Annotated in this window: 23 protein-coding genes and 1 tRNA gene; 12 read left to right on the top strand and 12 right to left on the bottom strand. The window is 70.6% G+C overall.

All coding sequences use genetic code 11. From position 1 onward, the window contains the following. The first annotated feature begins 23 nt into the window (after positions 1–23). Entirely contained in the window at positions 24–791 is a 768-nt protein-coding gene (locus ACTMSW_RS06025) for a helix-turn-helix domain-containing protein (RefSeq protein WP_441179429.1), read from the top strand. A 356-nt stretch (positions 792–1,147) separates the two neighbouring features. On the opposite strand, the gene ACTMSW_RS06030 is transcribed toward ACTMSW_RS06025, so the two are convergent. After that, entirely contained in the window at positions 1,148–1,711 is a 564-nt protein-coding gene (locus ACTMSW_RS06030) for a GNAT family N-acetyltransferase (RefSeq protein WP_441179431.1), read from the bottom strand. Between the two features lie 2,562 nt (positions 1,712–4,273). On the opposite strand from ACTMSW_RS06030, the gene ACTMSW_RS06035 reads away from it, so the two are divergent. Next, on the top strand, positions 4,274–5,023 hold the full coding sequence (locus ACTMSW_RS06035) for a DUF899 family protein (RefSeq protein WP_441179433.1): 750 nt from the start codon (positions 4,274–4,276) through the stop codon (positions 5,021–5,023). Positions 5,024–5,560: 537 nt separating this feature from the next. Further along, complete coding sequence (locus ACTMSW_RS06040; RefSeq protein ID WP_441179435.1) at positions 5,561–6,112, top strand: site-specific integrase; 552 nt, start codon at positions 5,561–5,563, stop codon at positions 6,110–6,112. Between the two features lie 132 nt (positions 6,113–6,244). Here the strand turns inward: ACTMSW_RS06040 and ACTMSW_RS06045 are convergent. The 5 genes from ACTMSW_RS06045 to ACTMSW_RS06065 form a co-directional block, all read right to left on the bottom strand. Next, positions 6,245–6,319: transfer RNA gene (locus tag ACTMSW_RS06045), tRNA-Val, on the bottom strand. Between the two features lie 91 nt (positions 6,320–6,410). After that, on the bottom strand, positions 6,411–6,878 hold the full coding sequence (locus ACTMSW_RS06050) for a peroxiredoxin (protein ID WP_441179437.1): 468 nt from the start codon (positions 6,876–6,878) through the stop codon (positions 6,411–6,413). A gap of 81 nt (positions 6,879–6,959) precedes the next feature. Beyond that, positions 6,960–7,397 carry a DUF3052 domain-containing protein gene (locus ACTMSW_RS06055; RefSeq protein ID WP_357034416.1) on the bottom strand — a complete coding sequence of 146 codons (438 nt, stop codon included), beginning with the start codon at positions 7,395–7,397 and terminating at the stop codon, positions 6,960–6,962. A 111-nt stretch (positions 7,398–7,508) separates the two neighbouring features. Continuing rightward, the gene (locus tag ACTMSW_RS06060) at positions 7,509–9,881 is read right to left on the bottom strand and encodes a thiamine pyrophosphate-dependent enzyme (RefSeq protein WP_441179440.1); all 2,373 of its coding nucleotides are present in this window, start codon (positions 9,879–9,881) and stop codon (positions 7,509–7,511) included. 56 nt (positions 9,882–9,937) lie between these two features. Further along, a complete protein-coding gene (locus ACTMSW_RS06065; RefSeq protein WP_441179441.1) occupies positions 9,938–10,417 on the bottom strand; it encodes a MarR family winged helix-turn-helix transcriptional regulator in 480 nt (159 codons plus the stop codon). A gap of 93 nt (positions 10,418–10,510) precedes the next feature. Between ACTMSW_RS06065 and ACTMSW_RS06070 the strand changes: the two genes are divergently transcribed. From ACTMSW_RS06070 to ACTMSW_RS06085, 4 genes are all read left to right on the top strand, one after another. Further along, entirely contained in the window at positions 10,511–11,095 is a 585-nt protein-coding gene (locus ACTMSW_RS06070) for an NADPH-dependent FMN reductase (RefSeq protein WP_441179443.1), read from the top strand. 213 nt (positions 11,096–11,308) lie between these two features. Next, positions 11,309–11,788, top strand: a complete 480-nt coding sequence (locus ACTMSW_RS06075; protein WP_441179444.1) for a GbsR/MarR family transcriptional regulator — start codon at positions 11,309–11,311, stop codon at positions 11,786–11,788. Continuing rightward, positions 11,781–12,692, top strand: a complete 912-nt coding sequence (locus ACTMSW_RS06080; protein ID WP_441179446.1) for an ABC transporter ATP-binding protein — start codon at positions 11,781–11,783, stop codon at positions 12,690–12,692. The genes ACTMSW_RS06075 and ACTMSW_RS06080 overlap by 8 nt, the downstream gene beginning before the upstream one ends. Further along, a complete protein-coding gene (locus ACTMSW_RS06085; RefSeq protein WP_441179448.1) occupies positions 12,679–13,476 on the top strand; it encodes an ABC transporter permease subunit in 798 nt (265 codons plus the stop codon). Before ACTMSW_RS06080 ends, ACTMSW_RS06085 begins: the two co-directional genes overlap by 14 nt. Positions 13,477–13,544: 68 nt before the next feature. Here the strand turns inward: ACTMSW_RS06085 and ACTMSW_RS06090 are convergent, their stop codons facing one another. Together ACTMSW_RS06090 and ACTMSW_RS06095 are read right to left on the bottom strand one after the other, a co-directional pair. Next, a complete protein-coding gene (locus tag ACTMSW_RS06090; protein WP_441179449.1) occupies positions 13,545–13,949 on the bottom strand; it encodes a YjbQ family protein in 405 nt (134 codons plus the stop codon). A 52-nt stretch (positions 13,950–14,001) separates the two neighbouring features. Then, positions 14,002–14,463: a hypothetical protein gene (locus tag ACTMSW_RS06095; protein ID WP_441179450.1), complete on the bottom strand. Its 462-nt coding sequence runs from the start codon at positions 14,461–14,463 to the stop codon at positions 14,002–14,004. 195 nt (positions 14,464–14,658) lie between these two features. Here ACTMSW_RS06095 and aceE point away from each other — a divergent pair, with 195 nt between their 5' ends. After that, a complete protein-coding gene (gene aceE / locus ACTMSW_RS06100) occupies positions 14,659–17,403 on the top strand; it encodes a pyruvate dehydrogenase (acetyl-transferring), homodimeric type (RefSeq protein ID WP_441179451.1) in 2,745 nt (914 codons plus the stop codon). A gap of 218 nt (positions 17,404–17,621) precedes the next feature. Here the strand turns inward: aceE and ACTMSW_RS06105 are convergent, their stop codons facing one another. Next, entirely contained in the window at positions 17,622–18,071 is a 450-nt protein-coding gene (locus tag ACTMSW_RS06105) for an SRPBCC family protein (protein ID WP_441179452.1), read from the bottom strand. A 187-nt stretch (positions 18,072–18,258) separates the two neighbouring features. Between ACTMSW_RS06105 and ACTMSW_RS06110 the strand changes: the two genes are divergently transcribed. The 3 genes from ACTMSW_RS06110 to gltX all read left to right on the top strand — a co-directional run bounded on the left by ACTMSW_RS06110 (position 18,259) and on the right by gltX (position 22,375). Next, positions 18,259–19,590 carry a GH1 family beta-glucosidase gene (locus tag ACTMSW_RS06110; protein ID WP_441179453.1) on the top strand — a complete coding sequence of 444 codons (1,332 nt, stop codon included), beginning with the start codon at positions 18,259–18,261 and terminating at the stop codon, positions 19,588–19,590. Next, positions 19,587–20,858, top strand: a complete 1,272-nt coding sequence (locus tag ACTMSW_RS06115; protein ID WP_441179454.1) for an MFS transporter — start codon at positions 19,587–19,589, stop codon at positions 20,856–20,858. Before ACTMSW_RS06110 ends, ACTMSW_RS06115 begins: the two co-directional genes overlap by 4 nt. A gap of 107 nt (positions 20,859–20,965) precedes the next feature. Further along, a complete protein-coding gene (gltX, locus tag ACTMSW_RS06120; RefSeq protein ID WP_441179455.1) occupies positions 20,966–22,375 on the top strand; it encodes a glutamate--tRNA ligase in 1,410 nt (469 codons plus the stop codon). A 135-nt stretch (positions 22,376–22,510) separates the two neighbouring features. On the opposite strand, the gene ACTMSW_RS06125 is transcribed toward gltX, so the two are convergent. After that, positions 22,511–23,173 (bottom strand): copper resistance protein CopC, encoded by a 663-nt coding sequence (locus tag ACTMSW_RS06125; RefSeq protein ID WP_441179456.1) that lies wholly within the window; start codon positions 23,171–23,173, stop codon positions 22,511–22,513. Positions 23,174–23,420: 247 nt separating this feature from the next. Here ACTMSW_RS06125 and ACTMSW_RS06130 point away from each other — a divergent pair, with 247 nt between their 5' ends. Next, a complete protein-coding gene (locus ACTMSW_RS06130) occupies positions 23,421–24,071 on the top strand; it encodes a hypothetical protein (protein WP_441179457.1) in 651 nt (216 codons plus the stop codon). 4 nt (positions 24,072–24,075) lie between these two features. On the opposite strand, the gene ACTMSW_RS06135 is transcribed toward ACTMSW_RS06130, so the two are convergent. After that, positions 24,076–25,002, bottom strand: coding sequence for an NADP-dependent oxidoreductase (locus tag ACTMSW_RS06135; RefSeq protein ID WP_441179458.1), 927 nt, complete (start codon positions 25,000–25,002; stop codon positions 24,076–24,078). Positions 25,003–25,038: 36 nt separating this feature from the next. Continuing rightward, entirely contained in the window at positions 25,039–25,377 is a 339-nt protein-coding gene (locus ACTMSW_RS06140; RefSeq protein ID WP_441179459.1) for a hypothetical protein, read from the bottom strand. Between the last annotated feature and the right edge of the window lie 132 nt (positions 25,378–25,509).

Raw genomic sequence — 25,509 nt, forward strand, 5'->3', positions numbered from 1 at the left:
CGCCCCGACGATTCGTACGCTTCATGATCGTGGACACGGTCGGGGAACTCTTGCGGCAGTGGCGACACCGGCGGGGACTCAGCCAACTGGATCTCGCGATCGCGGCGAACGTCTCCGCTCGTCACGTCAGCCTGGTCGAGACGGGCAGATCCAAGCCCAGCCCCGACATGGTCCTCCGACTCGCGGATCAGCTCCACGTGCCGCTGCGTGACCGCAACCGGCTCCTGCTCGCCGGGGGCTTCGCACCCCGGTACGCCGAGCGTCCGCTCGACGACGACGCATTGTCGGCCGTCCACGACGCCGTCCGCAGGGTCCTGCGCGCACACGAGCCGTACCCGGCAGTGGTCTTCGATCGCCGGTGGAACATCGTGATGACCAACCGCGCCGTCGACCCGTTCTTCGCCCAGGTGGATCCCGACCTGCTGCGGCCGCCAGTCAACCTGGTGCGGCTGGGACTGGACCCGCGCGGGTTGGCTCGTATCGTCGTCAACCTCGCCGACGTACGCGCGGTGTTCCGCAGCCGGATCTCGCGCCAGCTCGCCACTGCTCCCGACCCCGAACTCACCGCACTCTACGACGAACTGCTGGCGCCCGAACCCGACGAGGCATCGAGCCAACCGATCGACACGGACGTCGTGATCCCCATGATCCTTCGCGTCGGCGGACGAGAGCTACGGCTGTTCTCGACCATCACCACTTTCGGCACTCCGATGGACATCACGATCGACGAGATCGCGGTCGAGTCCTACTACCCGGCCGACGCGGAGAGCGCGGCGTACTTCATCGAGTGATGCGCTGCCATGCCGCTGACCGCACGCCTCGGACGGACCGTAGTTCCGGTGACGGGCTTCGGGTGGGTGGCGAGAATGTGCGTCGCGGGGGTGCGGCCGCGGAGGACCCTTGTGAATGGGTTCACCTGAGCGCCGTTGCTGTCACCGCCCCGAGGAATGATCTTCTCGGGGCGGTTGCCGCTGGTGGCACTGGTGGGCGCGGCAGGTTTCGAACCTGCGACCCGTCGCTTGTAAGTTCTAGGCACTTCGTCCGGAGGGGTCCGCATCCGCAGCCTCGGGCAACTGTCCACGCTCGGCCGCCAACCGACGTCCTCGTCCCTGCTCGTTGCTGTCAGCTACTCGCGTCACGGAGCACGTCAGCCAGAGAGCGCCGCCGACCGCGATAGCCACTCCCGCGCCAACATCGCGAACACCAACCGGTCGGCCCACTCATCCCGAAACAAGTAGCTCTCGACATGCCGCGCCTCGCACCGCATCCCCAGCCGCGTCATCAGCCGGGCCGACGCCTCGTTGCCAGCGTGGCACCGACCGTAGACGCGGTGCAGGCCGAACTCCCCAAAGCCCCATCCCAGCAGCGCCGCCACCGCCTCGGTGGCCAACCCTCGACCTGAGAAATCCGGATTGAAGACGTAACCGATCTCGGCGGTCCGGTCGGCCTGGCTCCGCCAAACCAGCTCAACGGTGCCAGTCAATCGTCCGTTCGCCTCGGCAGCCAAGGTTAGAACGTCACCCTCGACCCGCAGCCCGACCTCACTGGCCATCGACGCCACCGACTTCTGCGACTGCTCGCGGCTACGTGGCTCGTTGCCGAGCATCCAACGGCACACGTCGGGCCGACGCTGGTACGCGTACACGTCGTCCAGGTCGTCCATGGTGACCGGCCGGAGGGTAAGCCGGCGGGTGCGAATCGGGGTGAACACGGCCGCAGCGTACGGGATCCGGCCCGCTCCAATCGGACAGCTCGTCAGACGTCGAAGCGGAACTTAGGTCGACTCGTCGATGACCTGCACCGATATGCCTGCACCCCAGATCCCGCAGCGCTGCTGCCTCACAGTGCTACCGGCTACTTGCCGACGTTTGACGGTGTCTTGTGCCCCATCTGTCCCCCGAATGGACTGCCGTACCTCCGGTCTCCCGGGAGGCAGCCGCAGCGGGTAGACCAAACTCAGGCCTACTCCGGCCGTACGGTTACCCGCCGACCGCCGAGAAAGGTCTTGTAGCGCTCCCTCCGCTCAAACGAGGATAAGGGCCAGATTGCAGGTCGCCCGACCTCTTCACAGAGGTGCAATATCTCGTCCTGTGGCATCGCCACTCCGACGTGAGCGCCATACGGGTTTTGAGTAGAGTTGAAAAAGACCAGGTCAAAGGGCCTGATTGAGCCCGAGGTGACGGGCTCCAGTTCGATGGCCGACCAAAGTTCACTGGAACGCAACGGCGGCACACATAGATCGAATAACGCCAGGACCGAGTAGGCATAGCGCTGGCAATTCGCACCCGCACCCACCGGGAAAACCGGGCGAGACTGTGGATGACGGGCACCGTCGTAGGGCGCATCCCAGACCCACGATGGCCACCCACCGAGCGGCGTGGGCCATCCGGGTGTCAGACCTGCCAAACGCTCATAACGAAACCCCATCGGATTGTCCCTGTCGCTCATGACGTCCAACTTAGAGATACTGAGTCCGCTGCGGTAGCGCCTCAACTACGGCTAACCCCGCCATCCCGTCTGCCATCGACCCGCCTACCTGGGAGTGGGCCGCCGCCCGGCCCACCACGTCAAGCGGACCTTGACACAGGTTCGGACGCTGGCGGGTCGGGCGGTGGTCTGCTCGGCTTGCCCGGGTCGGTGGCAGGCGGGATGGCCTACCGCAACCACCCACGGACCGCGACGCGCCGACGCAGCCCCGGCCACCCTGGAGCCGAGAGCCCCCGCCGGAGGCGCCCTAGCCGCAGCCCGGCGACCATCGCCAGCTCGCCGACGCGGCCGGCGTGCGCTCCCCTGCGCCGCGCGGGTGCTGGCCGCGCGGCCCGGCCGGCTGCCGGCCCACCACACCACCGGGAACGTCCTGTCGTCATCCGGCGGCCCACCGGGCTCCCCGCCCTCCGCGCCAGCCGCCGGGCGTTTCTGCGTGGCCGGAGTCGGAGCGCCAGCGGAGCGACGGACGCGCGCCCAGGCGGCGGCGCGTGCGGCCCGTTCAGGGCCGCCTTGAAGACGTACAGAAAGTTTGAACCACTTCGCCGGCAGCCGGTGTCGTACTCCGCTTGATGCGTTACACGGTGACTTCAGTTGATGGGTTACACGGGGTTGAGCATGCCGAATACGGACCGTGACGCCGACTGTCCACGACAGCTGGTGTGCCAGGCATCCGCTTCTGCCGAGTTGAGTGCACTCGATCTACGGCCTGATATGAGCAATAATCAGCGGCGTGAATACCGTCGTCGCCATCTCCCAGGTCGTTTCCACTCTAATCGTTGCTCTGGCGCTGCTAGTTGGCGCTCGTCAGGCCCGACACGCTGGGCGGCAGGTCGAGGCGGTATACCGTTCACAGCAGGTTCAAGGCACGATGGAGGTGGTCAATTTGATAACCTCGCCCGAAATGCGGTCCGCCGCCCGGGTACTGCCGTCGGTCATCGAAGCGCCCTACAGCCAGTGGACCGAGGAGCAGAAGACAGCAGTCACGGTCCGTTGTAACGGCTTCGATGTGGCGGGATGTTCGTTCGTGCCAATATGGCCGACGAGACTTTCATTGTCAACAACTGGGGCGCTTCCATTCTGGAAATCCGTGAGATAGCGAGCCCGCACATCGCCGAAATGCGGAATAGGTACCGGGTCGAGAGCTACTGGGGAACCTGGTGTGGCTGGCAGGCCGATGGGAGTCCAGGCAGGCACTGCCGTCAACGCGCGAATCGGTCGCCGCCGAAGCAGCTAAATCAGCATCTACCTAATTTGCGGCGATGATTATCCGGGCAGCCGCGCATCTTCTATTTCTTCGCTTTGAGTTTCGAGTAACGAGATCACTCTCATGCCGCTGATCGCGCGTCTTGACCGGCGTCGAGGATCGGCATGCCACAGCGATAGGCGGCACGCCAGTTACGCACCGTGACAGCCGAGCCCGGAGAGAGCCGGCCAACTGTCACCCTTCAAGTGAAGTCGATGTGTAACGGATCAAGTGGAGCCCGGCATCGCCGGCAGCCGGTGTCCGACTCCGCTTGATGCGTTACACGATGGCTTCGCTTGATGCGTGACACTCCGCTGGGTGCTGGTGGAGATGAGCGTGACCGAACAGCGGTACCGGGCCGTCCAAGATGTGCCTGCCGGATCCGCAGTCACGAACGTCCCGCACCACCATGCCCATCCCCGGTTCAAGGTCCGCAAACCCGAACCCCGACGCAGCGGGACCAAAAGAAGGGCAGTGGCGACCGATGAAGAATCGGACAGCGGCCGGTCTGTACCTACATCCGAACGACACCGAGGAGGACCCATGTCCGACGTGCCCCCGATCGTCGACCGCGCCGCATGGCTGAAGCGGATCGATGAGTTCCGCAAGCGGGAGAAGGCCCACACCCGCGAGGGCGACGCGATCGCCGCCGCTCGCCGACGGCTGCCGATGGTCGAGGTCGACGCGTCGGCGCCGCTCGTGGGCGCGGACGGAGAGGTGACTCTGCTGGACGCCTTCGAGTGCCGTTCGCAGCTGTTCGCGTCGTACCACATGTGGCACACCGGCAACTCGGCCGCCGACCAGTGCGAGGGCTGCACGATGTTCAGCGGAAGCGTGCTCGAGCTCGGCTATCTGCACTCGCGGGACGTGACCTTCGCCGTCTTCTGCCAGGGCCCGTTTGCCGAGAGCAACCGGTATCGGGAGTTCATGGGCTGGCAGATGCCGTGGTATTCGGTGCCTCGGGAGTCCCTCGACCGGCTCGTCGCCGGGCGCCACTTCGGGATGAAGTGCTGCTACCTGCGCGAGGGCGACCGCGTTTTCGAGACCTACTGGACGACCGGGCGCGGATGTGAGCCTATGGGCAGCTCCTACGGGATGCTCGATTTGACCCTCTACGGCCGTCAGGAGACCTGGGAGGACTCGCCCGACGGGTGGCCGCAGCGCTTCGGGACCACCGGTGAGCAGTTCCGTCTCGACGGCCGCCCGACATCGCAGTGGTCCCGAATCGCCGCCGGTCGCTCCGACGACCTCGGCACCACCCCCACCGCCGACTCCGGGCACCGCTGCCACTGACAATTCGGCCTCTAGGTGTGGCGGCGGGCTGGTGGTGGACCACACGGCGGCCGACTGCTGGAGCCTGTCTCGGACTCAAGCAGCTTCGCCGAGAGGTTCGAAACACCATCGCTCGGCACGCCGAACGTTGGCCAACTGAAGAACAAGGTCGTCTAGCGGAAGTGTCACGCCTCATCCGACACCGATCCGTCGGCTGGCTCCTGTCCGCCGTCCCGGCACTGGCGTTCATGCCCTGGTCAAACTCGCCCTCGCCCCAACCCCGGCGTCGTCCGAGAACGCTGCGCCGGTCACGCCGGCCGCACCGATCCGCGTCCAAGTGGCCGAGCAGGTCACCACCGAACCCGCACCGCCGGCCGCCATCACCGCACCGGAACCCACCCCGGTACCCGAACCGGGCTGCTCAGTCGGCAGGTGTTGCCAGCGCTACCCCAGCGCCCGGCAACTCCAATTCGTACACGCGGTGCTCCGCAATGCGCTCCAACATGCCATGCGCGAGGAACTGGTGTCCCGTAACGTCGCCAAGCTCGTCCGAGTCCCTTGCCGCGTTACAGAGTCGGTAAGGGCCTCTCCGTCGAACAGGTCCGAAAGCTCCTTGCAGCTTCCGAGGGTCACCGCCTGCACGCCCTCTATCTCGTCGCCGCGACGCTCGGACTCCGGCGCGGTGAACTCCTCGGACTGCGCTGGTCGGAGCTCGACACCGGCACGGCCGCCATCGGTCAGACCGTGCAGCGGGCCGGCGGCAAGCTACACCTGCAAGACACCAAGACAGAGGACTCGGACAGCGTCCTACCCCTTCCCGACTGGACCTGGGTGGCGCTACTCGACCACCAGGAGCGTCAGCGACGGGAACGGGAACGGCTGGCCGAGGTCTGGCAGGAACACGACCTGGTCTTCCCCTCCGAGGTCGGCACCCCGATGGAGCCACGCAACCTCAACCGTCACTTCGCCGGGCTCCGGGAGAAAGCCGGCTGCCCCGATGTCCGGCTGCACGATCTTCGACACACGGTGGTGTCGCTGCTGATGGAGCTGGGCGTCCCCCGCACGTCGTCCAGGCGATCGCCCGCCACGCCGACGTGGAGATCACCCTAAAGGTGTATTCCCACGCCAACCTCGACGTGATGCGGCAGGCGCTCGGCAAGCTCGATGGGCGGCTCTCCCAGACCCCATTGCTGTCACCGCCCCGGGAAGTGATCCTCTCGGGGCGGTTGCCGCTGGTGGCACTGGTGGGCGCGGCAGGTTTCGAACCTGCGACCCCTCGCTTGTAAGGCGAGTGCTCTCCCACTGAGCTACGCGCCCGGAACGCCCGTACGGCGGGCCGGAGGCTGGCAAGCTTACCCTGCCCTCCGTTGGCCCGGTCGTACGGTCGTGCCCGAAGTGGGATCCGGGATCAGCCGGCGACGGCGTCGGCGAGCGCCTTGCGCCAGCCCTGCTGGTCACGCGCCTCGCCCGGCATGTTCATCTCGGCGAAGCGGACCACGCCGTCCCGGTCGATGACGAAGGTGCCCCGGTTGGCGATGCCGGCGACCTCGTTGAACACCCCGTACGCCTGGGCCACCGCGCCGTGCGGCCAGAAGTCGGCGAGCAGCGGGAACTGGTAGCCCTCCCGGTCGGCCCAGATCTTGTGGGCGTAGACCGAGTCGACGCTGACCGTGAGCACCTGGACGTCGTCGTTGACGTAGTCGTCCAGGTTGTCCCGCACCTCGCACAGCTCACCCTGGCAGATGCCGGTGAAGGCGAGCGGGTAGAAGACCAGCAGCACGGTGCGCCTGCCCCGGAAGTCCGAGAGCCGGACCTCCTGGTTGTTCTGGTCCTTCAGCAAGAAGTCGGGCGCCTCGGCGCCAACCTCGATGGGCATGCGAGCTCCTCGGGTCGGATCTGAGTGGCACCAGCCTGCCACACCGGCCGGACCGTGCCGCCGGGTGCGGGAGATGTCGGGCTACTTCTTGGCCTTGGCCCCCCGGCGGAGCACGAGACGGGCCCCGCTCCAGTCACGTCCGGCGTTGATGGTGGAGGTCTGCTGGAGGCCGGCGGTGGGCGCGGACTCGGCGACCTCGCTCGGCTCGACGTGCCCCTCGCGCCCGGCCTTGGGCGTGAGCAGCCACACGACACCGTTGTCGGCCAGCGGGCCGAGGGCGTCCACGAGGAGTTCGAAGAGATCACCGTCGCCGTCGCGGTACCACACCAGCACGGCGTCGACCACCTCGTCGGTGTCCTCGTCGACCAGCTCTCCACAGCGGTCGGTCAGGGCGTCCCGGAGATCCTGGTCGACGTCGTCGTCGTACCCCATCTCCATGACGACCATCCCCGGCTCGATCCCGAACCGGTCCGCCAGGCTGCGTACCCCGTCGGCGGCCTGACCAGCGGTCGCGCTCACTGTCGCGTGCCTCCTCATCTCATCCCTGCTCGCGGCGTCGTGCGACGCCGTCAGGCAAAGTCCACACAGTTGTGGCTCCCCGCGCAAGTGGCGCACCGGGTGGAACGGAATTTACCGTGCCAGCAGTGTGCGGGCACCCTGGGTGATGGCATCCTCGGAGACCAGCACCTGATGCGCAGCCGGGCCTAATGGTACAAACGAGTCGACTCCGGCAACCCGCCGCGCCGCTCCGACATAACCCGCGTCCACCAGGGCGGCGATCACTCCCTCCCCGACCCCGCCGGACCGGCGTGTCTCGTCGACCACCAGCACACGGCCGGTCGCGGCGGCCTCCCGGATGAGGTCGCCGACCGGCAACGGGGCGAGCCACCGCAGGTCCACGACCCGGGTACCGACCCCTTCCTCCGCGAGGGCGGCTGCCGCCCGCAGCGACATCCGGACCCCGTTACCGAACGTCACGATGGTCAGATCCTCGGCGGAGCCGACGCCGTAGACGCGGGCCCGGCCGACCGGCACATGTCCGCCGCTCCAGGCTCCTGGCTCCGCGTACTCGGCCAACCACTGATTGTCACCCTCCGCGTACAGGTCGCGGGTGTGGTAGAGCGCGATGGGCTCGAGGAAGACGCAGACGCTGCCGTCGACCGCCGCGCTGGCCAGGCAGGTCCGCAGCATGGCCGCCGCGTCGTCCGGCCGCGCCGGCACCGCGATGAGCAGGCCGGGCACATCCCGGAGTACGGCCACCGAATTGTCGTTGTGGAAGTGCCCGCCGAACCCCTCCTGGTACGCGAGGCCGGCCACCCGCACCACCATCGGGTTGCGGAACGCGCCGGAGGAGAAGAACTGCATGGTGGCCGCCTCGCCGCGCAGCTGGTCCTCCGCGTTGTGCAGGTACGCGAGGTACTGGATCTCCGGCACCGGCAGCATCCCGGCCAGCCCGGCCCCGAGGCCCAGCCCGAGGATGGAGGTCTCGTCGAGGAGGGTGTCGAAGACACGGGCCGGACCGAAGCGGTCACGCAGGCCCTTCGTCACCCCGTACACCCCGCCCTTGGCGGCGACGTCCTCGCCGAAGACGGCCATCTGCGGGTGGTCGAGCATCCCGTCGGCGAGCGCGGCGTTGATGCTCTGCGCGAGCGTCAACGGACCGGACAGCTCGGGCGGTTTCCCGCCGAACGCCTCGGCCCGCGCGGCGGCGCCGGGCCCGCTGGCCCGCGTTGCCGCGTCGGCCACCGCCCGGGCCACCCGCACCGGCCGGCGGGGCGCCAGCGGCGTGACCACCTCGGCCGGGCTGGCGAGCTTCGGCTCGTCGAGCACCTCCTCGGCGACGCGGCGCACCTGCCAGCCGATCTCGTCGTAGCGGGCCAGCAGCTCCGCCCCGGTGGCGACGCCGACCCGCGTCAGCAGGGCCGCGGCGGCGACGACCGGGTCCCGGTCGAGGTCGGCCTCGATCTCGGCGGTGGTGCGGTAGGCGGTCTCGGCGTCCGCGCCGGCGTGTCCCATCAGCCGTACGGTCGACAGGTGCAGCACCGCCGGGCGCCGGTGCCGGCGCACCCAGGCCGCCGCCTCGGTCGCCACCGCGTACGCCTCGACGAGGTCGCCGCCGTCGGCGGCGAAGTAGCGGATCCCCGGCCGGGACCGCAGCGCGGTCTCCACCCAGCCCTTCGGCGAGCGGACGCTGATGCCGAGCCCGTTGTCCTCGCAGACGAAGAGCACCGGGATGCGCAGGCCGGCATGGTCGGACCAGCCGGCGGTGTTGAACGCCGCGGTCGCGCTGGCGTGGTTGACGGAGGCGTCGCCGAACGAGCAGACGACGATCGCGTCGGCCGGCCAGGGCGCGTGTTGCGCTCCCCCGCCGCCGCCGAGGCGCACCTCGTTGCCGGCACGGCGGCCCGCCGGGTCCAGCCGGCGCAGCCGCTCGAGGGCGATTCCCAACCCGACGGCGCGGGGCAGGTGCGAGGCGATGGTGGAGGTGGTGGGGACGATGGCCAGGTCGGCTCGGCCGAAGACCTTGTGCCGGCCGCCCGCGATCGGTTCCCGGGTGGAGGCGACCATTCCGCGCAGGACGTCGCGGGCCGCCTCGGCGTACACGGGGGTGAAGGGACCGCTCCCGGCGGACCCGGAGTCGTCCTCGGACGCCGGTGGCGTGGCCTGGGCGGCGCGGGCGCAGTAGAAGGCCCCGGAGCGGTAGTGCAGCAGCGCCGGGTCGGTGGGCCGCAGCGCCGCCGCCACCGCGGCGTTGCCCTCGTGGCCGGCCGAGCCGATCGTGTAGAAGCCCTCCCCGAAGCTGCGCAGCCACCGCCCGGCGAGGTCCAGCTGGCGGCTGACGACCTGGGCGTCGAAGAGGTCGAGAGCCCGGGCGCCGGTCAGGAGCGCGCCGTCGACGACCGGCTCGCCCGGGTCACGCCGCTCGTCGGCGGCGTCCAGCGTGGTGAGCCTGTCGCGGAACCGGTCGTCGAGATCTTGCGGGGTGGTCACGTCGGACAGCATTACCGACGAGCGCCGCCGCCGCCCACTCGGACACGACCCACCGTCGGCATGGCGACCTAACTGCCGCAGTCCGTCTCCGGACAGCCGCCGTCGGACACCTTCCACACCAGCTCACGCAGGGTGGCCAGCTCGTCGATGGTCAGACCGGCGAGGAGACGGGAGTCCGACATCACCTGATGGACCCGCGCCCGCGTCCGCCGGCCGGCGTCGGTGACCACCAGCGTCTTCTGCCGCCGGTCGGCGGGGTCGACGCGGCGCTCCACCAGCCCGGCCTGCTCCAGCTTGTCGACCAGGGCGGTCACGTTGGACCGGTCACAGCGCAGCTGCTCGGCGAGGTCACGGGCGGGCAGCGGACGGTCCGGGTCGAGCTGGTGCAGCGCGCGGGCGGCCGCCGGGGTGAGGCCCAACTCGGCGATCTCCACGTCCTGGTAGTGCCGAATGGCCGAGGCGATGTGCATGATCCGGCGTACGGCGTCGCCAGCCACCACGGTTCGGTCGCCCACCTTGGATTCCGCCGGGACGGTCTTCTGCGCCATGTCTCACATCCTACTTGCCATTCAACAGTTGAGCACCTCTACTATTTACTTGCTCATGCACCTGGCGATGAGCCACGAACAGAGGAGACTCCGATGTCCACGTTCTCGATCCTCGCCATCTCGGGGAGCCTGCGGGACGCGTCTTTCAACACCGCGCTGATCCGGGCCGCCCAGCGGCTCACCCCCGACAGCCTGACCATCGAGCGGTACGACAACCTGGGCGCCATCCCCGCCTTCAACCAGGACATCGAGGCGGAGCCGCCGGCATCCGTGGTGGACCTGCGGCAGAAGATCGCCGCCGCCGACGGGCTGCTGATCGCCACCCCGGAGTACAACTACGGCGTGCCGGGCGTGCTGAAGAACGCGCTGGACTGGGCCTCGCGGCCCTCCTTCCCGGTCACCTCGTGGGTGTCCCCGCTGGCCCACAAGCCGGTCGCCATAATGGGCGCCGCCCCGACCGGCATGGGCACCGTCCGGGCCCAGCTCCAGCTCCGGCAGCTCTTCCTGTGGACCGACTCCGCCGTGCTCAGCAAGCCGGAGATCATCGTCACCAACGCCCACGAGAAGCTGACCGTCGACGGTGAGATCAAGGACGAGACCACCGAGACGCTGCTGCGCGGCCTGCTCGACGCCCTCGCCAACCGCATCCGCATCGCCCAGCTCGCCGCCGCCGCCTGAGGTGTAAGGAAGGGCCCCCCGTTAACGCCTGCGGTAGAGGAAGGGCCCCCGCTTAACAACCCGCACGACACAACCGCACACGAACGGATGTGGTGTCCCGATCGGGACACCACATCCGTTCTTTCATGTGCGGGGCCGTCCCGGCTCTGGACGTTGAGGCCGCGTCGGCGTACCGTACGTTCAGAACTTATTGAACGTTTGAAACGAGGGACCATGTCGGAGTTCTCCGACCAGCGCCGGTACGCCGAGGACGCGGCCGTCGTGCTGGGCGGGCTGGGCCTGCCGCCCGCGTACGGCAAGTTGCTCGGCTGGCTGCTGATCTGCGATCCACCGGGACAGACCAGCACGCAGCTGGCCACCGCACTCGGGCTCTCCAAGGGCTCGGTCAGCACCGGCATGCGGCTGCTGGAGACCAGCGGGCTCGCCCGCCGGGTGCCGGTGCCCGGCCACCGCGGCCACGCGTACGAGGTCCGGCCGGACGCGATCATCCGCATCGCCGCCGACGCCACCAAGTTCCGGGTGTTCCGCGAACTGATGGAGCGCGGTCTGGACGTTGTCGGCGGCGAGGACGCCCCGGGGACCGAGCGGCTGCGGATGATGCGCGACTTCTACGCCTTCATCGAGCGCGAGATGCCGCAACTCGTCGAACGTTTTGAAGCCGAGTACGGGGCGAAGGGAGACCGCGATGGCTGAGCCCGCCATCCACACCGAGGGTCTGGTCAAGGCGTACGGCCGCAACCGCGGCCTGACCGGCCTGGACCTGCGGGTCGAACCCGGGGAGGTGTACGGGTTCCTCGGCCCGAACGGGGCCGGCAAGTCCACCACGATCCGGCTGCTGCTCGACCTGATCCGGCCCACCGCCGGGCGCGTACGCGTGCTCGGCACCGACCCGCGCCGCGACGGCGTGGCGCTGCGACGGCGGATCGGCTACCTCGCCGGTGACTTCGTCGTCGACGGCCGACAGACCGCCCGGGAACTGCTGACCTATCTCGGCAACCTGCGCGGCGGGGTGCCCCGCGCCCGGATCGACGACCTGGCCGCCCGGCTGGACCTCGACCTGAGTCGGCCGATCCGAGGGCTGAGCAAGGGCAACCGGCAGAAGGTCGGCGTGGTGCAGGCGTTCATGCACTCCCCCGAGCTGCTGATCCTCGACGAGCCGACCAGCGGGCTCGACCCGTTCCTCCAGCACGAGTTCCTCGCCATGGTCCGCGAGGCGCGAGCCGACGGCCGTACGGTCTTCATGTCCTCCCACGTCATGAGCGAGGTCCAGCAGACCGCCGACCGGGTCGGGATCGTCCGTGCGGGTCGGATGGTCACCGTGGCCCGGGTGGAGGAGCTGCGCGAACAGGCCGTCCGGAAGGTGGAGGTCACCTTCGCCCGCCCCGTCGACGCGGCCGAGTTCGCGGACCTGCCGGGCGTGAGCGAGGTCCACGTCAGCGGCACCGTCCTGCGGTGCCGCCTCGACGGTCGCGCCGACGCGCTGGTCAAGGCCGCCGCCGGGCACACCGTCGTCGGGCTGCTCAGCGAGGAGCCCGACCTGGAGGAACTCTTCTTCGGTTACTACTCGCGCGAGGAGGCCACCCGTGCTGCTGCGTGACCCCTTCACCAAGGCACTGCACGACGCGCGACGGTCGCTGGTCGGCTGGGCCGTCGCGATCGTCGCCGTGGGCAGCATGTACGCCGCCTTCTGGCCGACCATGCAGACCCCGGAGATGACGAAGGCGCTCGAGGCGTACCCGGAGGGGCTGCTGGAGGCGTTCAACTACAGCGATCTGACCAGCGCGGCCGGGTACCTCGGCAGCGCGGTCTACGGCCTGCTGGTCCCGCTGCTCGTCGCGGTGTTCGCGATCGCCGCCGGCGCCCGGGCGATGGCCGGCGACGAGGAGGCCGGCACCCTCGACCTGGTGCTCGCGCACCCGGTGGGCCGGGTCCGGCTGGCCCTGCTCCGCTTCGCCGCCGTCGCGGCCGGCGTGGTGGTGGTGACCGTGCTGCTCGGGCTCGCCCTGGTCGCCCTGCGCGGGCCGGCACGGCTGGACAGCATCACCCTCGGCGGCTTCACCGCGATGACCCTGCACCTGACCCTGTTCGGGCTCGCCTTCGCCGCACTGGCCTTCGCCGCCGGGGCCGCCACCGGTCGCCGGGCCGTGGCCCTGGGCGCCGGCGCCGGCGTCGCCGTCCTCGGCTACCTGGCGAACTCGGTGTTCCCGCAGGTGGAGGGGCTCAGGTGGGCGCAGGACCTGTCGCCGTTCCACTGGTACCTGGGCGGGTCCCCGCTGGTCGACGGTGTGCAGCCGGTCGGCGCCCTGCTGCTGCTCGGCAGTGCCGCCCTGCTCGTCGCCGCGGGCACCGCCGCCTTCACCCGCCGTGACGTCGCCGTCTGAGGTGTGTGGAAGGGCCCCTTCTTAACGCCTGGCGTTAAGAAGGGGCCCTTCCTTTCACCGCGGCGGGGTCATCCCGGGAGGAACGAGAAGCGGACCTGGCGGGTGGGGTTGTCGCCGTTCGGGTCGACCAGGCACACCGACTGCCAGGTGCCGAGCGCGAGCCGCCCGTCGACCACCGGCAGGGTCGCGTACGGGGGCACGAACGCCGGGAGCACGTGGTCGCGACCGTGGCCGGGGGACCCGTGCCGGTGCCGCCAGCGGTCGTCGGTGGGCAGCAGGGCGTCGAGCGCGGTCAGCAGGTCGTCGTCCGAGCCGGATCCGGTCTCGATGATCGCCAGGCCGGCGGTGGCGTGCGGGACGAAGACGTGCAGCAGCCCGTCGCCCTCGCCGGAGACGAAACGCTCGGCCTCGGCCGTGATGTCGCGGACGGTGGGCCGGGAACCGGTCTGAACCGTGATCACCTCGGTACGCATAGGCCGCATTCTGCCGGAGCCGAGGGGGCTCCGCCGTGACGATCGGCCCGCGTCACGAGCTGCCGCCGCCCCCACCGGAGTCGCCGCCCCCACCACCCGAGGACCAGCCGCCGCCGGAATCGCCCCCGCCGAAGGACCAGCCGCCCCCGGAGTCCCCGCCGGACGACCAGCCGCCCGGGTCACCGGTGCCGCCGTGGTGCCGGTCGTCGTCGTGGTGCCGGTCGTCCCGGCCGTCGTCGTGCAAGCCGCCGTACGAGGCGCCGTGGTCGCCGGTCGGCCCGGGGATGTAACCGAGGGTGCCGGTGTGACGTGCGCGCATCACCGACCGGGGTGCGGAAGCGCGGGCCCCGGCTCGCGCCAGGAGCATGCCCATGAGGACCAGCCCGCCGCCGAGGACGAGGACCGGCAGGGCCGCGAGGTCGTCCGCGCCGAGGACCGCCCCGCCCGCGATGACCACCAGTGCCAACCCACCCAGTGCCAGCAGTACGCCCATGCTCACCTGTCGTCCGTTCATACCCGCACGGTAAGGAGAGCCCGCAAGACCGCCCGGCGGACGGTCACCGGCGGATGAACCTCCGACCAGCAGAAAGTTACCGACGGGTACCTGTGTTGAGCGTCGCGTCTGGGGGAGGGAGACGTGACGCCGGGTGCCGCGAGGGGGCAGGATGGCGCTAGAGACCTATCCCACACACAAACTGAGGGAACGCCTGTGGCTACGGAACGCAAGCGCCCGGTGATCACCGCTGGTCTGCCGAGCCAGCTTCCGGACATCGACCCTGAAGAGACCAGCGAATGGGTCGAGTCGCTCGACGGTGTCATCGACGAGCGCGGGACCAAGCGCGCCCGGTACGTCATGCTGCGCCTGCTGGAGCGGGCCCGTGAGCGCCAGGTCGGGGTACCGTCCCTGACCACCACCGACTACATCAACACCATCGCGCCGGAACGCGAGCCGTGGTTCCCGGGTGACGAGCACGTCGAGCGGCGGATCCGGGCGTACGTCCGGTGGAACGCGGCGATGCTGGTGCACCGGGCGCAGCGCCCGGAGATCGGCGTCGGCGGGCACATCTCCACCTTCGCCAGCTCCGCCTCGCTCTACGAGGTGGGCTTCAACCACTTCTTCCGGGGCAAGAGCCACCCGGGCGGCGGCGACCACATCTACTACCAGGGGCACGCCTCCCCCGGCATGTACGCGCGCGCGTACCTGGAGGGGCGGCTGAGCGAGCACCAGCTCGACGGGTTCCGGCAGGAGCTGTCGCACCCGGGCGGCGGGTTGCCGTCGTACCCGCACCCGCGGCTGATGCCGGACTTCTGGGAGTTCCCCACCGTCTCCATGGGTCTCGGTGGCCTGAACGCCATCTACCAGGCCCGGTTCAACCGGTACCTGCACCACCGGGGCATCAAGGACACCTCCGACCAGCACGTCTGGGCGTTCCTCGGCGACGGCGAGATGGACGAGCCGGAGACGCTCGGCGCGATCGGGGTTGCCGCCCGCGAGGAGCTGGACAACCTCACCTTCGTGATCAACTGCAACCTCCAGCGGCTGGACGGGCCGGTGCGGGGCAACGGCAAGGTCATGCAGGAGTTGGAGGCCTTCTTCCGGGGCGCCGGCTGGAACGTCATCAAGGTGGTCTGGGGCCGGGAGTGGGACCCGCTGCTCGCCGCGGACACCGACGGCGCGCTGGTGAACCTGATGAACACCACGCCCGACGGCGACTACCAGACCTACAAGGCGGAGTCCGGGGCGTACGTCCGGGAGCACTTCTTCGGCCGCGACCCGCGGACCCGCAAGATGGTCGAGCACCTCTCCGACGACGAGATCTGGAACCTCAAGCGGGGTGGCCACGACTACCGCAAGCTCTACGCGGCCTACAAGGCGGCGACGGAGCACACCGGCCAGCCGACGGTCATCCTGGCCAAGACGATCAAGGGCTGGACGCTCGGCTCGCACTTCGAGGGCCGCAACGCCACCCACCAGATGAAGAAGCTGACGCTGGAGGACCTGAAGACCTTCCGCGACCGGCTCTTCCTGGACATCCCGGACAAGGCGCTGGAGGACAACCCCTACCTGCCGCCGTACTTCACCCCGGGCGAGAAGTCCGACGAGATCGCGTACCTCAAGGAGCGGCGTCAGCAGCTCGGCGGCTACCTGCCGTCCCGGCGGACCAGCACCAAGCGGCTGGCCATCCCCGGCCCGGAGCGCTTCGCCGACGTCAAGCGTGGCTCGGGCAAGCAGAAGGTGGCCACCACGATGGCCTTCGTCCGCCTGCTCAAGGACGTGATGAAGGACAAGGAGTTCGGCAAGCGCTGGGTGCCGATCATCCCGGACGAGGCGCGCACCTTCGGCCTGGACTCGATCTTCCCGACCGCCAAGATCTACTCGCCGCACGGCCAGCGGTACACCTCGGTCGACCGGGAACTGTTCCTGTCGTACAAGGAGTCCACGACCGGTCAGATCCTGCACGAGGGGATCAACGAGGCCGGCTCGGTCGCCTCGTTCACCGCCGCGGGCACCTCGTACGCCACCCACGACGAGCCGATGATCCCGATGTACATCTTCTACTCGATGTTCGGGTTCCAGCGCACCGGCGACGGCTTCTGGGCGGCGGCCGACCAGATGACCCGCGGTTTCGTGCTCGGCGCCACCGCCGGCCGGACCACCCTCAACGGCGAGGGGCTCCAGCACGAGGACGGGCACTCCCTGCTGCTGGCCGCCACCAACCCGGCGGTGGTCGCCTACGACGCGGCGTTCGCGTTCGAGCTCGCGCACATCATGGAGAACGGCCTGCACCGGATGTACGGCGAGGGGCAGGAAAACGTCTTCTACTACCTCACCGTCTACAACGAGCCCATCCACCAGCCGGCGGAGCCGTCCGACGTGGACGTGGAGGGGCTGCTCAAGGGCATCTACCGCTACTCCCCCGCGCCGCAGGTCGAGGGGGACGCGCCGAAGGCCAACCTCCTGGCCTCCGGCACCGGCATGCAGTGGGCGCTCAAGGCGCAGCAACTGCTCGCCCAGGACTGGGGGGTGGCCGCCGACGTCTGGTCGGTGACCTCCTGGACGGAGCTGCGGCGGGACGCGGTGGAGTGCGAGGAGCACAACCTCCTCAACCCGGGCAAGGAGCAGCGGGTGCCGTACATCCAGCAGAAGCTGGCCGACGCCGACGGGCCGAAGGTCGCGGTCAGCGACTGGATGCGCGCGGTACCGGACCTGATCGCCCGTTGGGTGCCCGGCGACTACACCTCGCTCGGCACGGACGGCTTCGGCATGTCCGACACCCGGCACGCGCTGCGCCGGCACTTCCACGTCGACGCCGAGTCGGTGGTGGTCGCGACGCTGCGGCAGCTCGCCCTCCGCGGGACGGTACCGGCGAACGTGCCGGCCGAGGCGGCCAAGAAGTACGCGATCGACGACGTCAACGCGGCCCCGGTCGGCGAGACCGGCGGCGACAGCTAGGCGTACGCACGACAGCAGGGCCCGGCGCGGTGTCACCGCGCCGGGCCCTTGTCGATGAAGCGTCGGTCCGCGACGTCGTGGCCTCCCCGCTCCTCGGATGCCCCGGCGTCATGGATCGAGCGCGATCGTGCGCACGCGGGCCGGCGGCGACCCGGAATGCCTCTGGCGGGGACATCCGGGCCGCCGCCGTCGCGCGGGTGACGCCAGGACGGATCCGGTCAGCCGACGGCGGCCAGGTCGGTCAGCCGGGCGAGCGAGTCCTCCAGGTCGGCGCCGACCCGACGTAGACCGAGCCGGAGCAGTGCGGCCTTGACCGGCCCGGCCGGCCAGCGTACGACGATGAGCCGCACGATCGTCCCGCCCTCCTCCTCCTCGTCGGCGGTGAGCTGGACGTAGATCTCGGTGCGCGCCTCCGCCCGGGCACCGGCGCCCTTGGCGCGTTCCCGCCAGCCGATCAGGGTCGGCTCCTGGTAGGCGATCACCTCGGCCTCGTGCGCCGCGCCGCGTCCGGCCTGGACCAGTTGCCGCCGACCGAAGCCCTCACCCGAGAGCACCTCGGCCGCGCGGACCCCTGCCAGCCAGGCCGGCAGCTGCTCGGCCCGCTGCACGACATCCCAGACCACTTCCACCGGCGCCATCACGTGCGCACTGCGTTCCACGAGGATCATTTCCGTCTTTCCTCCGGTGAGGACATCCCACGATATCGGCACTCTATGCGTCAAATCGGACTTAGTTGGACGGGTTCGGAAAAGACACGCCGAAACGCATTGCGCTGGCGGCACCTCAGGGCCTATGGCGTTCGGCGGGAGCGGGCCCTAGAGTCCCGAGCACGTCTCACGTACGACGGGAGGGCCCATGCCGACCGGACCGCTGCCCCGCTTCCCCGCCGGGTTCCGCTGGGGTGTGTCGACCTCCGCGTACCAGATCGAGGGAGCCGCCACAGAGGACGGACGGGGGCCGTCCATCTGGGACACCTTCGCCCACTCGCCCGGGAGGGTCGCCGACGGCAGCACCGGCGACGTGGCGTGCGACCACTACCACCGGTACGCCGAGGACGTGGCGCTGATGGCCGGGCTGGGCGTCTCGGCGTACCGCTTCTCCATCGCGTGGCCCCGGGTCGTGCCGACCGGCGCGGGCGCGGTCAACCCCGCCGGGCTGGACTTCTACGACCGGCTGGTGGACGACCTCCTGGCCCACGACATCGAGCCGGTGGCCACCCTGTTCCACTGGGACCTGCCGCAGCCGCTGGAGGACGCCGGCGGCTGGCTGAACCGGGACACCGCCCACCGCTTCGCCGAGTACGCCGACGCGGTCGCCGCCCGGCTCGGCGACCGGGTGAAGCTCTGGATCACCCTCAACGAGCCGTTCGTCCACCTGAGCCTCGGGCACGGCATGGGCGTGCACGCACCCGGGAAGATGCTGCTCTTCGACGCCTTCCCGGTCGCGCACCACCAACTGCTCGGGCACGGCCTCGCCGTCGCCGCGCTGCGCGCCCGCACCGCGAGCCCCGTCGCCATCGCCAACAACTACTCGCCGGTGCGCGTGCTCGGCGACACCGACGCCGATCGCGCCGCCGGAGCCGCGTACGACGCGCTGCACAACCGGCTCTTCACCGACCCGCTGCTGGGCCGGGGCTACCCCGACGGGGCCGGGCTCGACACCGCCGTCGTGCGCGACGGGGACCTGGCGACCATCGCCGCGCCGCTGGACGTCCTGGGTGTCAACTACTACAACCCCACCGGCGTACGCGCACCCGAGGAGGGTTCGCCCCTGCCGTTCGAGATCGTGCCGCTGGAGGGCTACCCGCGTACCGCCTTCGACTGGCCGGTGGTCCCCGAGGGCCTGCGCGAACTGCTCGGCTGGCTGCACCGCACGTACGGCGCCGACCTGCCGCCGATCCAGGTCACCGAGAGCGGCTGCGCGTACGACGACGCGCCGGACGCCGACGGGCGGGTGCACGACCCGGAGCGCATCGCGTACCTCGACGGACACCTGCGCGCGGTACGGGCCGCCCTCGACGACGGGGTGGACGTGACCGGGTACTTCGTCTGGTCGCTGCTGGACAACTGGGAGTGGGCCGAGGGCTTCACCAAGCGGTTCGGGCTGGTGCACGTCGACTTCGACACGCAGGTCCGTACGCCCAAGTCGTCGTACGCCTGGCTCCGCGACCTGATCCGCGCACGGTGACCACCGTCGACCCGACGCCGGCGTCGCTGCCGGCGGCCCTCGCCGAACCCACCGTGGCCGTCTCGCGGCGCTGGGTCGCCCTGCTCGTCACCGCCAACCTCGGTGTCTGGATGGCGTTCTTCACACCGATCCAGGTGCTGCTGCCCCAGCAGTTGGGCGTAATCGCGCCGGACGACAAGGAGACCATGCTCGCGGTGGTCACCGGCCTCGGTGCGCTCGCCGCCGTCCTGGCCAACCCGCTCGCCGGAGCGCTGTCCGACCGCACCTGCCTGCGGGTGGCCGGCCACGAGTTCGGCCGGCGGCACGTGTGGACCGCCGGCGGCGCGGTGCTCGGGGCGCTGGCCCTGGTCCTGCTGTCGCAGCAGCGGACGGTCGCCGGCGTGGCGCTGGGCTGGGTCGCCGCGCAGGTCTGCTTCAACGCGATGCTGGCCAGCCTGACCGCCGCCGTGCCGGACCGGGTACCGGTGGCCCAGCGCGGCGGGGTCTCCGGCTGGGTGGGCATCCCGCAGGCCCTCGGCCTGGTGCTGGGGGTGGTGCTGGTCACCGCCGTGGTGACCGGCAACGCCGCCGGGTACGTCGCGATCGCGGTGGCGGTGCTGCTGCTCGCCCTGCCCTTCACCCTGCGCACCGCCGACGACCCGCTGCCCCGGGCACACCGGCCACCGCTGCGCGGCCTGGTCGCCTCGATGTGGGTGTCGCCGCGCCGGTACCCGGACTTCGGCTGGGCGTGGATCACCCGGTTCCTGGTGCAGCTCGGCAACGCCCTCGGCACCCTCTACCTGCTCTACTTCCTCACCGACGAGGTGCGGGTCGCCGACCCGGAGGGCGGGCTGCTGGTGCTGATCCTGCTCTACACCACCGGCCTGGCGGCGACGGCCGTGGTGGCCGGACGGCTGTCCGACCGCTCCGGGCGGCGGAAGGTCTTCGTGATCACCGCCGGCGGGATCATGGCGGTGGCGGCGCTGCTGCTCGCGGCCGCGCCGGTCTGGCCGGTCGCGGTGGTGGCGGCGCTGCTGCTCGGCGCCGGGTACGGCGTCTACCTGTCGGTGGACGCCGCGCTGATCACGCAGGTGCTGCCCCGCGCCGCCGACCGGGCCAAGGACCTCGGCGTGATCAACATCGCGAATTCCGCGCCGCAGGTGCTCGGCCCGGCGATCTCGGCGCCGATCGTGGTCCATCTGGGCGGCTATCCCGTGCTCTACGCGGTGACGGCGGCGGTCACGGTGCTGGGCAGCGTCCTGGTGCTGAAGATCCGCTCGGTTCCGTGACGACCGTCCGCGCCGGTTGACGTGTTAGGAAGGGGCCCTTTTACAACGCCACGCGATAACAAGGGGCCCTTCCTTACTCGGTGGCGGGCGGCCGTAGGCTGGGGGACGTGACGGTACGTGTACGCTTCGCCCCCTCCCCGACCGGTATGTTCCACGTCGGCGGCGCCCGCTCGGCGCTGCAGAACTGGATCTACGCCAAGCAGCAGGGCGGGGTGTTCGTGCTCCGCATCGAGGACACCGACGCGGCCCGCAACAAGCCGGAATGGACCGAGGGCATCCTGTCGGCGCTGGAGTGGATCGGCATCGCGCGGGACAGCTACGAGGGGCCCCACTTCCAGTCGTCGTACGCCGCCGAGCACCGCGCCGCCGCGCAGCGCCTGCACGAGGGCGGCCGGGCGTACTACTGCGACTGCACCCGGGAGGCCGTCCAGGCCCGCACCGGCTCGCAGTACCAGGGCTACGACGGCTTCTGCCGGGACCGGGGCCTGGAGGCCGGCGAGGGCCGGGCGCTGCGCTTCCGTACGCCGGACGAGGGCGAGACCGTGGTGGTCGACCTGATCCGCGGCGAGCCGACCTTCGAGAACAAGCTGATCGAGGACTTCGTCATCGCCCGCGGTGACGGCTCCGCGGTGTTCCTGCTGGCCAACGTGGTCGACGACATGACCATGGGCATCACCCACGTGATCCGGGCCGAGGAGCACCTGCCCAACACGCCGAAGCAGCAGCTGCTCTGGGACGCCCTCGGGGTGAAGCCGCCGGTCTGGGCGCACGTGCCCGTCGTCGTCAACGAGAAGCGGCAGAAGCTCTCGAAGCGGCGGGACAAGGTCGCGCTGGAGGCGTACCGGGACGAGGGCTACCTCGCCGACGCGATGCGCAACTACCTGATGCTGCTCGGCTGGGCGCCGTCGAACGACCGGGAGATCGTGCCCTGGTCGGTGATCGAGGACGAGTTCCGGCTGGACGAGGTCAACCCCTCCCCCGCGTTCTTCGACGAGAAGAAGCTGCGCGCGTTCAACGGCGAGTACATCCGGGCGCTGCCGGTGGCGGAGTTCGTCGACGCCTGCCGGCCCTGGCTGACCGGCACCGACACGATCCCGCCGCCGCCGTGGCAGCCTGAGGAGTTCGACGCGGACGCCTTCGCGGCGGTCGCCCCGCTGGCCCAGACCCGGATCGCGGTGCTCAGCGAGATCGTGCCGAACGTCGACTTCCTCTTCGTCGCGAGCCCGCTGATCGACGAGGCGGCCTGGACGAAGGCGATGAAGGAGGGCGCGGCCGACCTGCTCGACGCGGCGATCACCGCGTACGAGGCACTGGAGTCGTGGAACGCCGAGTCGCTGAAGTCGACGCTGGAGGCGGTCGGCGCGGAGCGCGGGCTCAAGCTCGGCAAGGCGCAGGCCCCGGTACGGGTCGCGGTGACCGGCCGCACGGTCGGCCTGCCCCTGTTCGAGTCGCTGGAGGTGCTGGGCCGCGAACGCACCCTGACCCGCCTCCGCGCCGCCCGCCTCCGCCTGACCTGACCCCACCCCGCCCGTCCCCCGTCCCCGCCGCCCCTCGGCTCCGCGATCTTGCACTTTCGGTCGCGCTTTGGTCGTGAACTGTCCGCATTGCGGCGACAGTAAGTGCAAGATCGCGGGAGCCCGGGGGGGTGTGGGTCAGGGGTGGGGGGACTGGCGGCGGCGGAGGACCAGCGCGCCGGCGAGTGCGGCGAGCACGAGTGCGCCGCCGAGGACCCAGAGCCAGCCCCGGCCGTCCGATCCGCTCTCCCGGGCCGCCGGCACGGCCGCCGTCGGGCTCGCGGTCGGCGGGACGCTGACGGTCGGCGACGGTCCGGTCGGCGACGGCGCGGCCGGTGACGGTGCGGTCGGTGACGGCGCGGCCGACGACGGGACACCTGGAGCAGCGCCGGTGGGCGACGGTGCGCCGCCCGGGGTGGCGGACTCGGCGGGCGTACCGGTGGTGAGGGTGAAGCGGACCTCGCCGGTGACGGGGTGACCGTCGCTGGACGCCACCTGGTAGCCGACGATGTACAGGCCGGCCTTCCCGGGCCGGAAGGGGACCGTCACCCGGCTGCCCGCGAAGCGGGCGTCACCACCGACCGCGGACACGTTGTCCGGACCGGTTACCGTGACCTTCGTCGACGCCGGATCGAGCGAGGCGAGGAACCGAAGTTCGATCCGGGCCGGCGCCGACGCCAGCCGGGCGCCGTCGCGCGGGTCGCTGCCGGTCAGCGAGTTGTGTGCGGCTGCCGGCGACGCCGGCACCAGCAACGACACACCGAGCGCCACGCCGAGTACGACTGGCCAGGTACGAGCCACACGTGGGACCCTGCCCCCCATGAACCCCTCCGTAAAGGTACGATCCGCCCGCTGATCAACGGCTGCTGCTCATTAGTCGGGCCCGGATCGCAGATAGTTCCAATAACTGTTCCATGAGCTGCAACCGATCGACGTTCCGCGGAGTCTTTGTGGTGAACACCCGACCTGCTGGTCCGGTCACCACCGTCGGCCGACCAACGCGTGACCTGCAGCGAAGCCATCCATCGAACGGGGCGAGGAGGCGGCGATGGTCCGACGGATGAGGCGGCTGGCAGCCGTACTGGCAGGTGGTCTTGCGGCGGGTCTGTTCTCGCTGGCTCTGGCCGACCCGGTGAAGGCGGCACCGAAGCCGGCGCCCGCGGGCGTGGACATCACGGGTGCGGGGCTGGACGCACCGCTGCGGCTGCGCGCCGACACCCACGCGGCACACGTGGCCGCGGTCATCGACCAGGTGAACTTCCTCGGCCGCACCGGCCGGGCCACCGGCCCGAAGGCGGCCGAGCTCGGTCCGAAGTACACGGTGGTCGTGCTGTCCGGGGACAAGCCGAAACAGACGTACGACCTCTATCCGCAGGCCGTCGGCGGCCCCCGGGTCTACCGGCCGGCGAAGCAACCGGACGCCCGCAGGACCAGCGCCGGATGGTTCCTGGGCCGGCTGACCATGTCCGAGACGCTGCGTACGGCGGGTGTTCCGCTGGAGCGGCAGTTCGACACGGTCAGCGGTGGCGTCGGCGGCGGTGAACGGGTCATCCCCGAGGATTCGCTGAACCCGGCCAAGGGCATCGACGAGGCGCTCGGCGAGCTGCAACGCCTGCTGCTGCTCAACGTGGCCGTGATGCTCACGATCACCTTCGGGTTGGCCGGGATCGCCCTGCTGATCCGCCGGCGCACCCGCTGACGGCTCAGACCTCCAGCACGACCTTGCCGCGGACGTGTCCCGCCTCGACCAGGCGGTGCGCGTCCGCGGCCTGCGCCAGGGGAAACGTGCGCTCCACGTGCACGGTGAGCCGGCCCGCGTCGACCAGTCCGGCGAGGACGGTGAGGTCCGCCGTGGAGGGCTTGACGAACAGGTAACTGCCGCCGAGTCGCGCGACGTGCTCCGGGTCGGCGGTGGAGATCAGTCGGGCCGGCCGGGCGAGCAGTTCCACCGACGCGGCGAGAGCCTCTCCCCCGAACAGGTCCAACGCCACGTCCACCCCGTCCGGCGCGAGCGCCCGGACCCGGCGCGCCAGGCCCTCCCCGTACGGGACGGGCTCGGCGCCCAGCGAGCGGACGAAGTCGTGGTGCGGCGGGCTCGCGGTGCCGATCACCCGGTCCGCTCCGAGTGCCCGGGCGATCTGCACGGCGAGGTGGCCGACGCCGCCGGACGCGCCGTGCACCAGCACGGTGTCACCCCCGCCGGTCCGGGCCAGCTGCAGCGCCTGGTACGCGGTGAGCCCGGCCAGCGGCAGACCGGCCGCCTCCGCCCAGGACGCCTGGACCGGCTTGTCCGCCAGCGTGCGCTCCGGCGCGGGCACGAACTCGGCGTACGTGCCGTGCTGGATGTGGTCGCGCCGGCAGTAGCCGACGACCTCGTCGCCGACGGCGAAGTTCATGACCGCCGGCCCGGCCGCGACCACCTCACCGGCCACGTCCCATCCGGGCACCAGCGGGAAGTGGGACGGGAAGGCACCCGCGAGGTGGCCCTCGCGGACCTTCCAGTCGACCGGGTTGACGCCGGCGGCGCGAACCCGTACCAGCACCGTGTCCGGGCCGACCGGCGGATTGGGCAGCTCCCGCAGGGTGAGCAGGGCCGCCGGGCCGTACTCGTCGATGGCGATCGCCTTCACGACGGTCACGCTAGCCCGTTGGACGGCCCCCGCGTTTCAGCACCAGCGGCGTGGCGGCCGATCCCGGCGCGCGGCCCGGTGACGGGGCCGGACCGGACCGTGACGGTGCGCGCCCGCCCAGCCGGACAGCTCGCTGATGCAGCTCGGGGGGGCGTCGAAGGCGGGTTCGACGGGCACGGTCGGCTCGCCCGCCCGGGGCCGGGGCACCGGGCAGCAGTCGTCGTCCGTGCGCTCCGGAAGGCGGCCCGCGGCCGGATCGGCCGGGTGCCCACCGGCCAGCCGCCGCTGGTGCTTGGCACCGGCCGGCTGGTCGTGGTGGCCCGGCCGGCAGGACTCGCCCTGGGCGCAGCCGTGCTCGGCCTCCCCGTGCGCCATCCCCGCTCTCCTCACGCTCGCCGTGCCCGCCGGGGTCGGTCCGACGTGCCCTGCCACCGTACTGGCCGGGACCGACGAGCTGTGCAGCGCTACCCAGGTCCGCAACGGTCGGACGCCCACCGCGGGCCCGGA

It is taken from the genome of Micromonospora sp. BQ11, assembly GCF_052068135.1.
In the GTDB taxonomy this organism is placed as follows: domain Bacteria; phylum Actinomycetota; class Actinomycetes; order Mycobacteriales; family Micromonosporaceae; genus Micromonospora.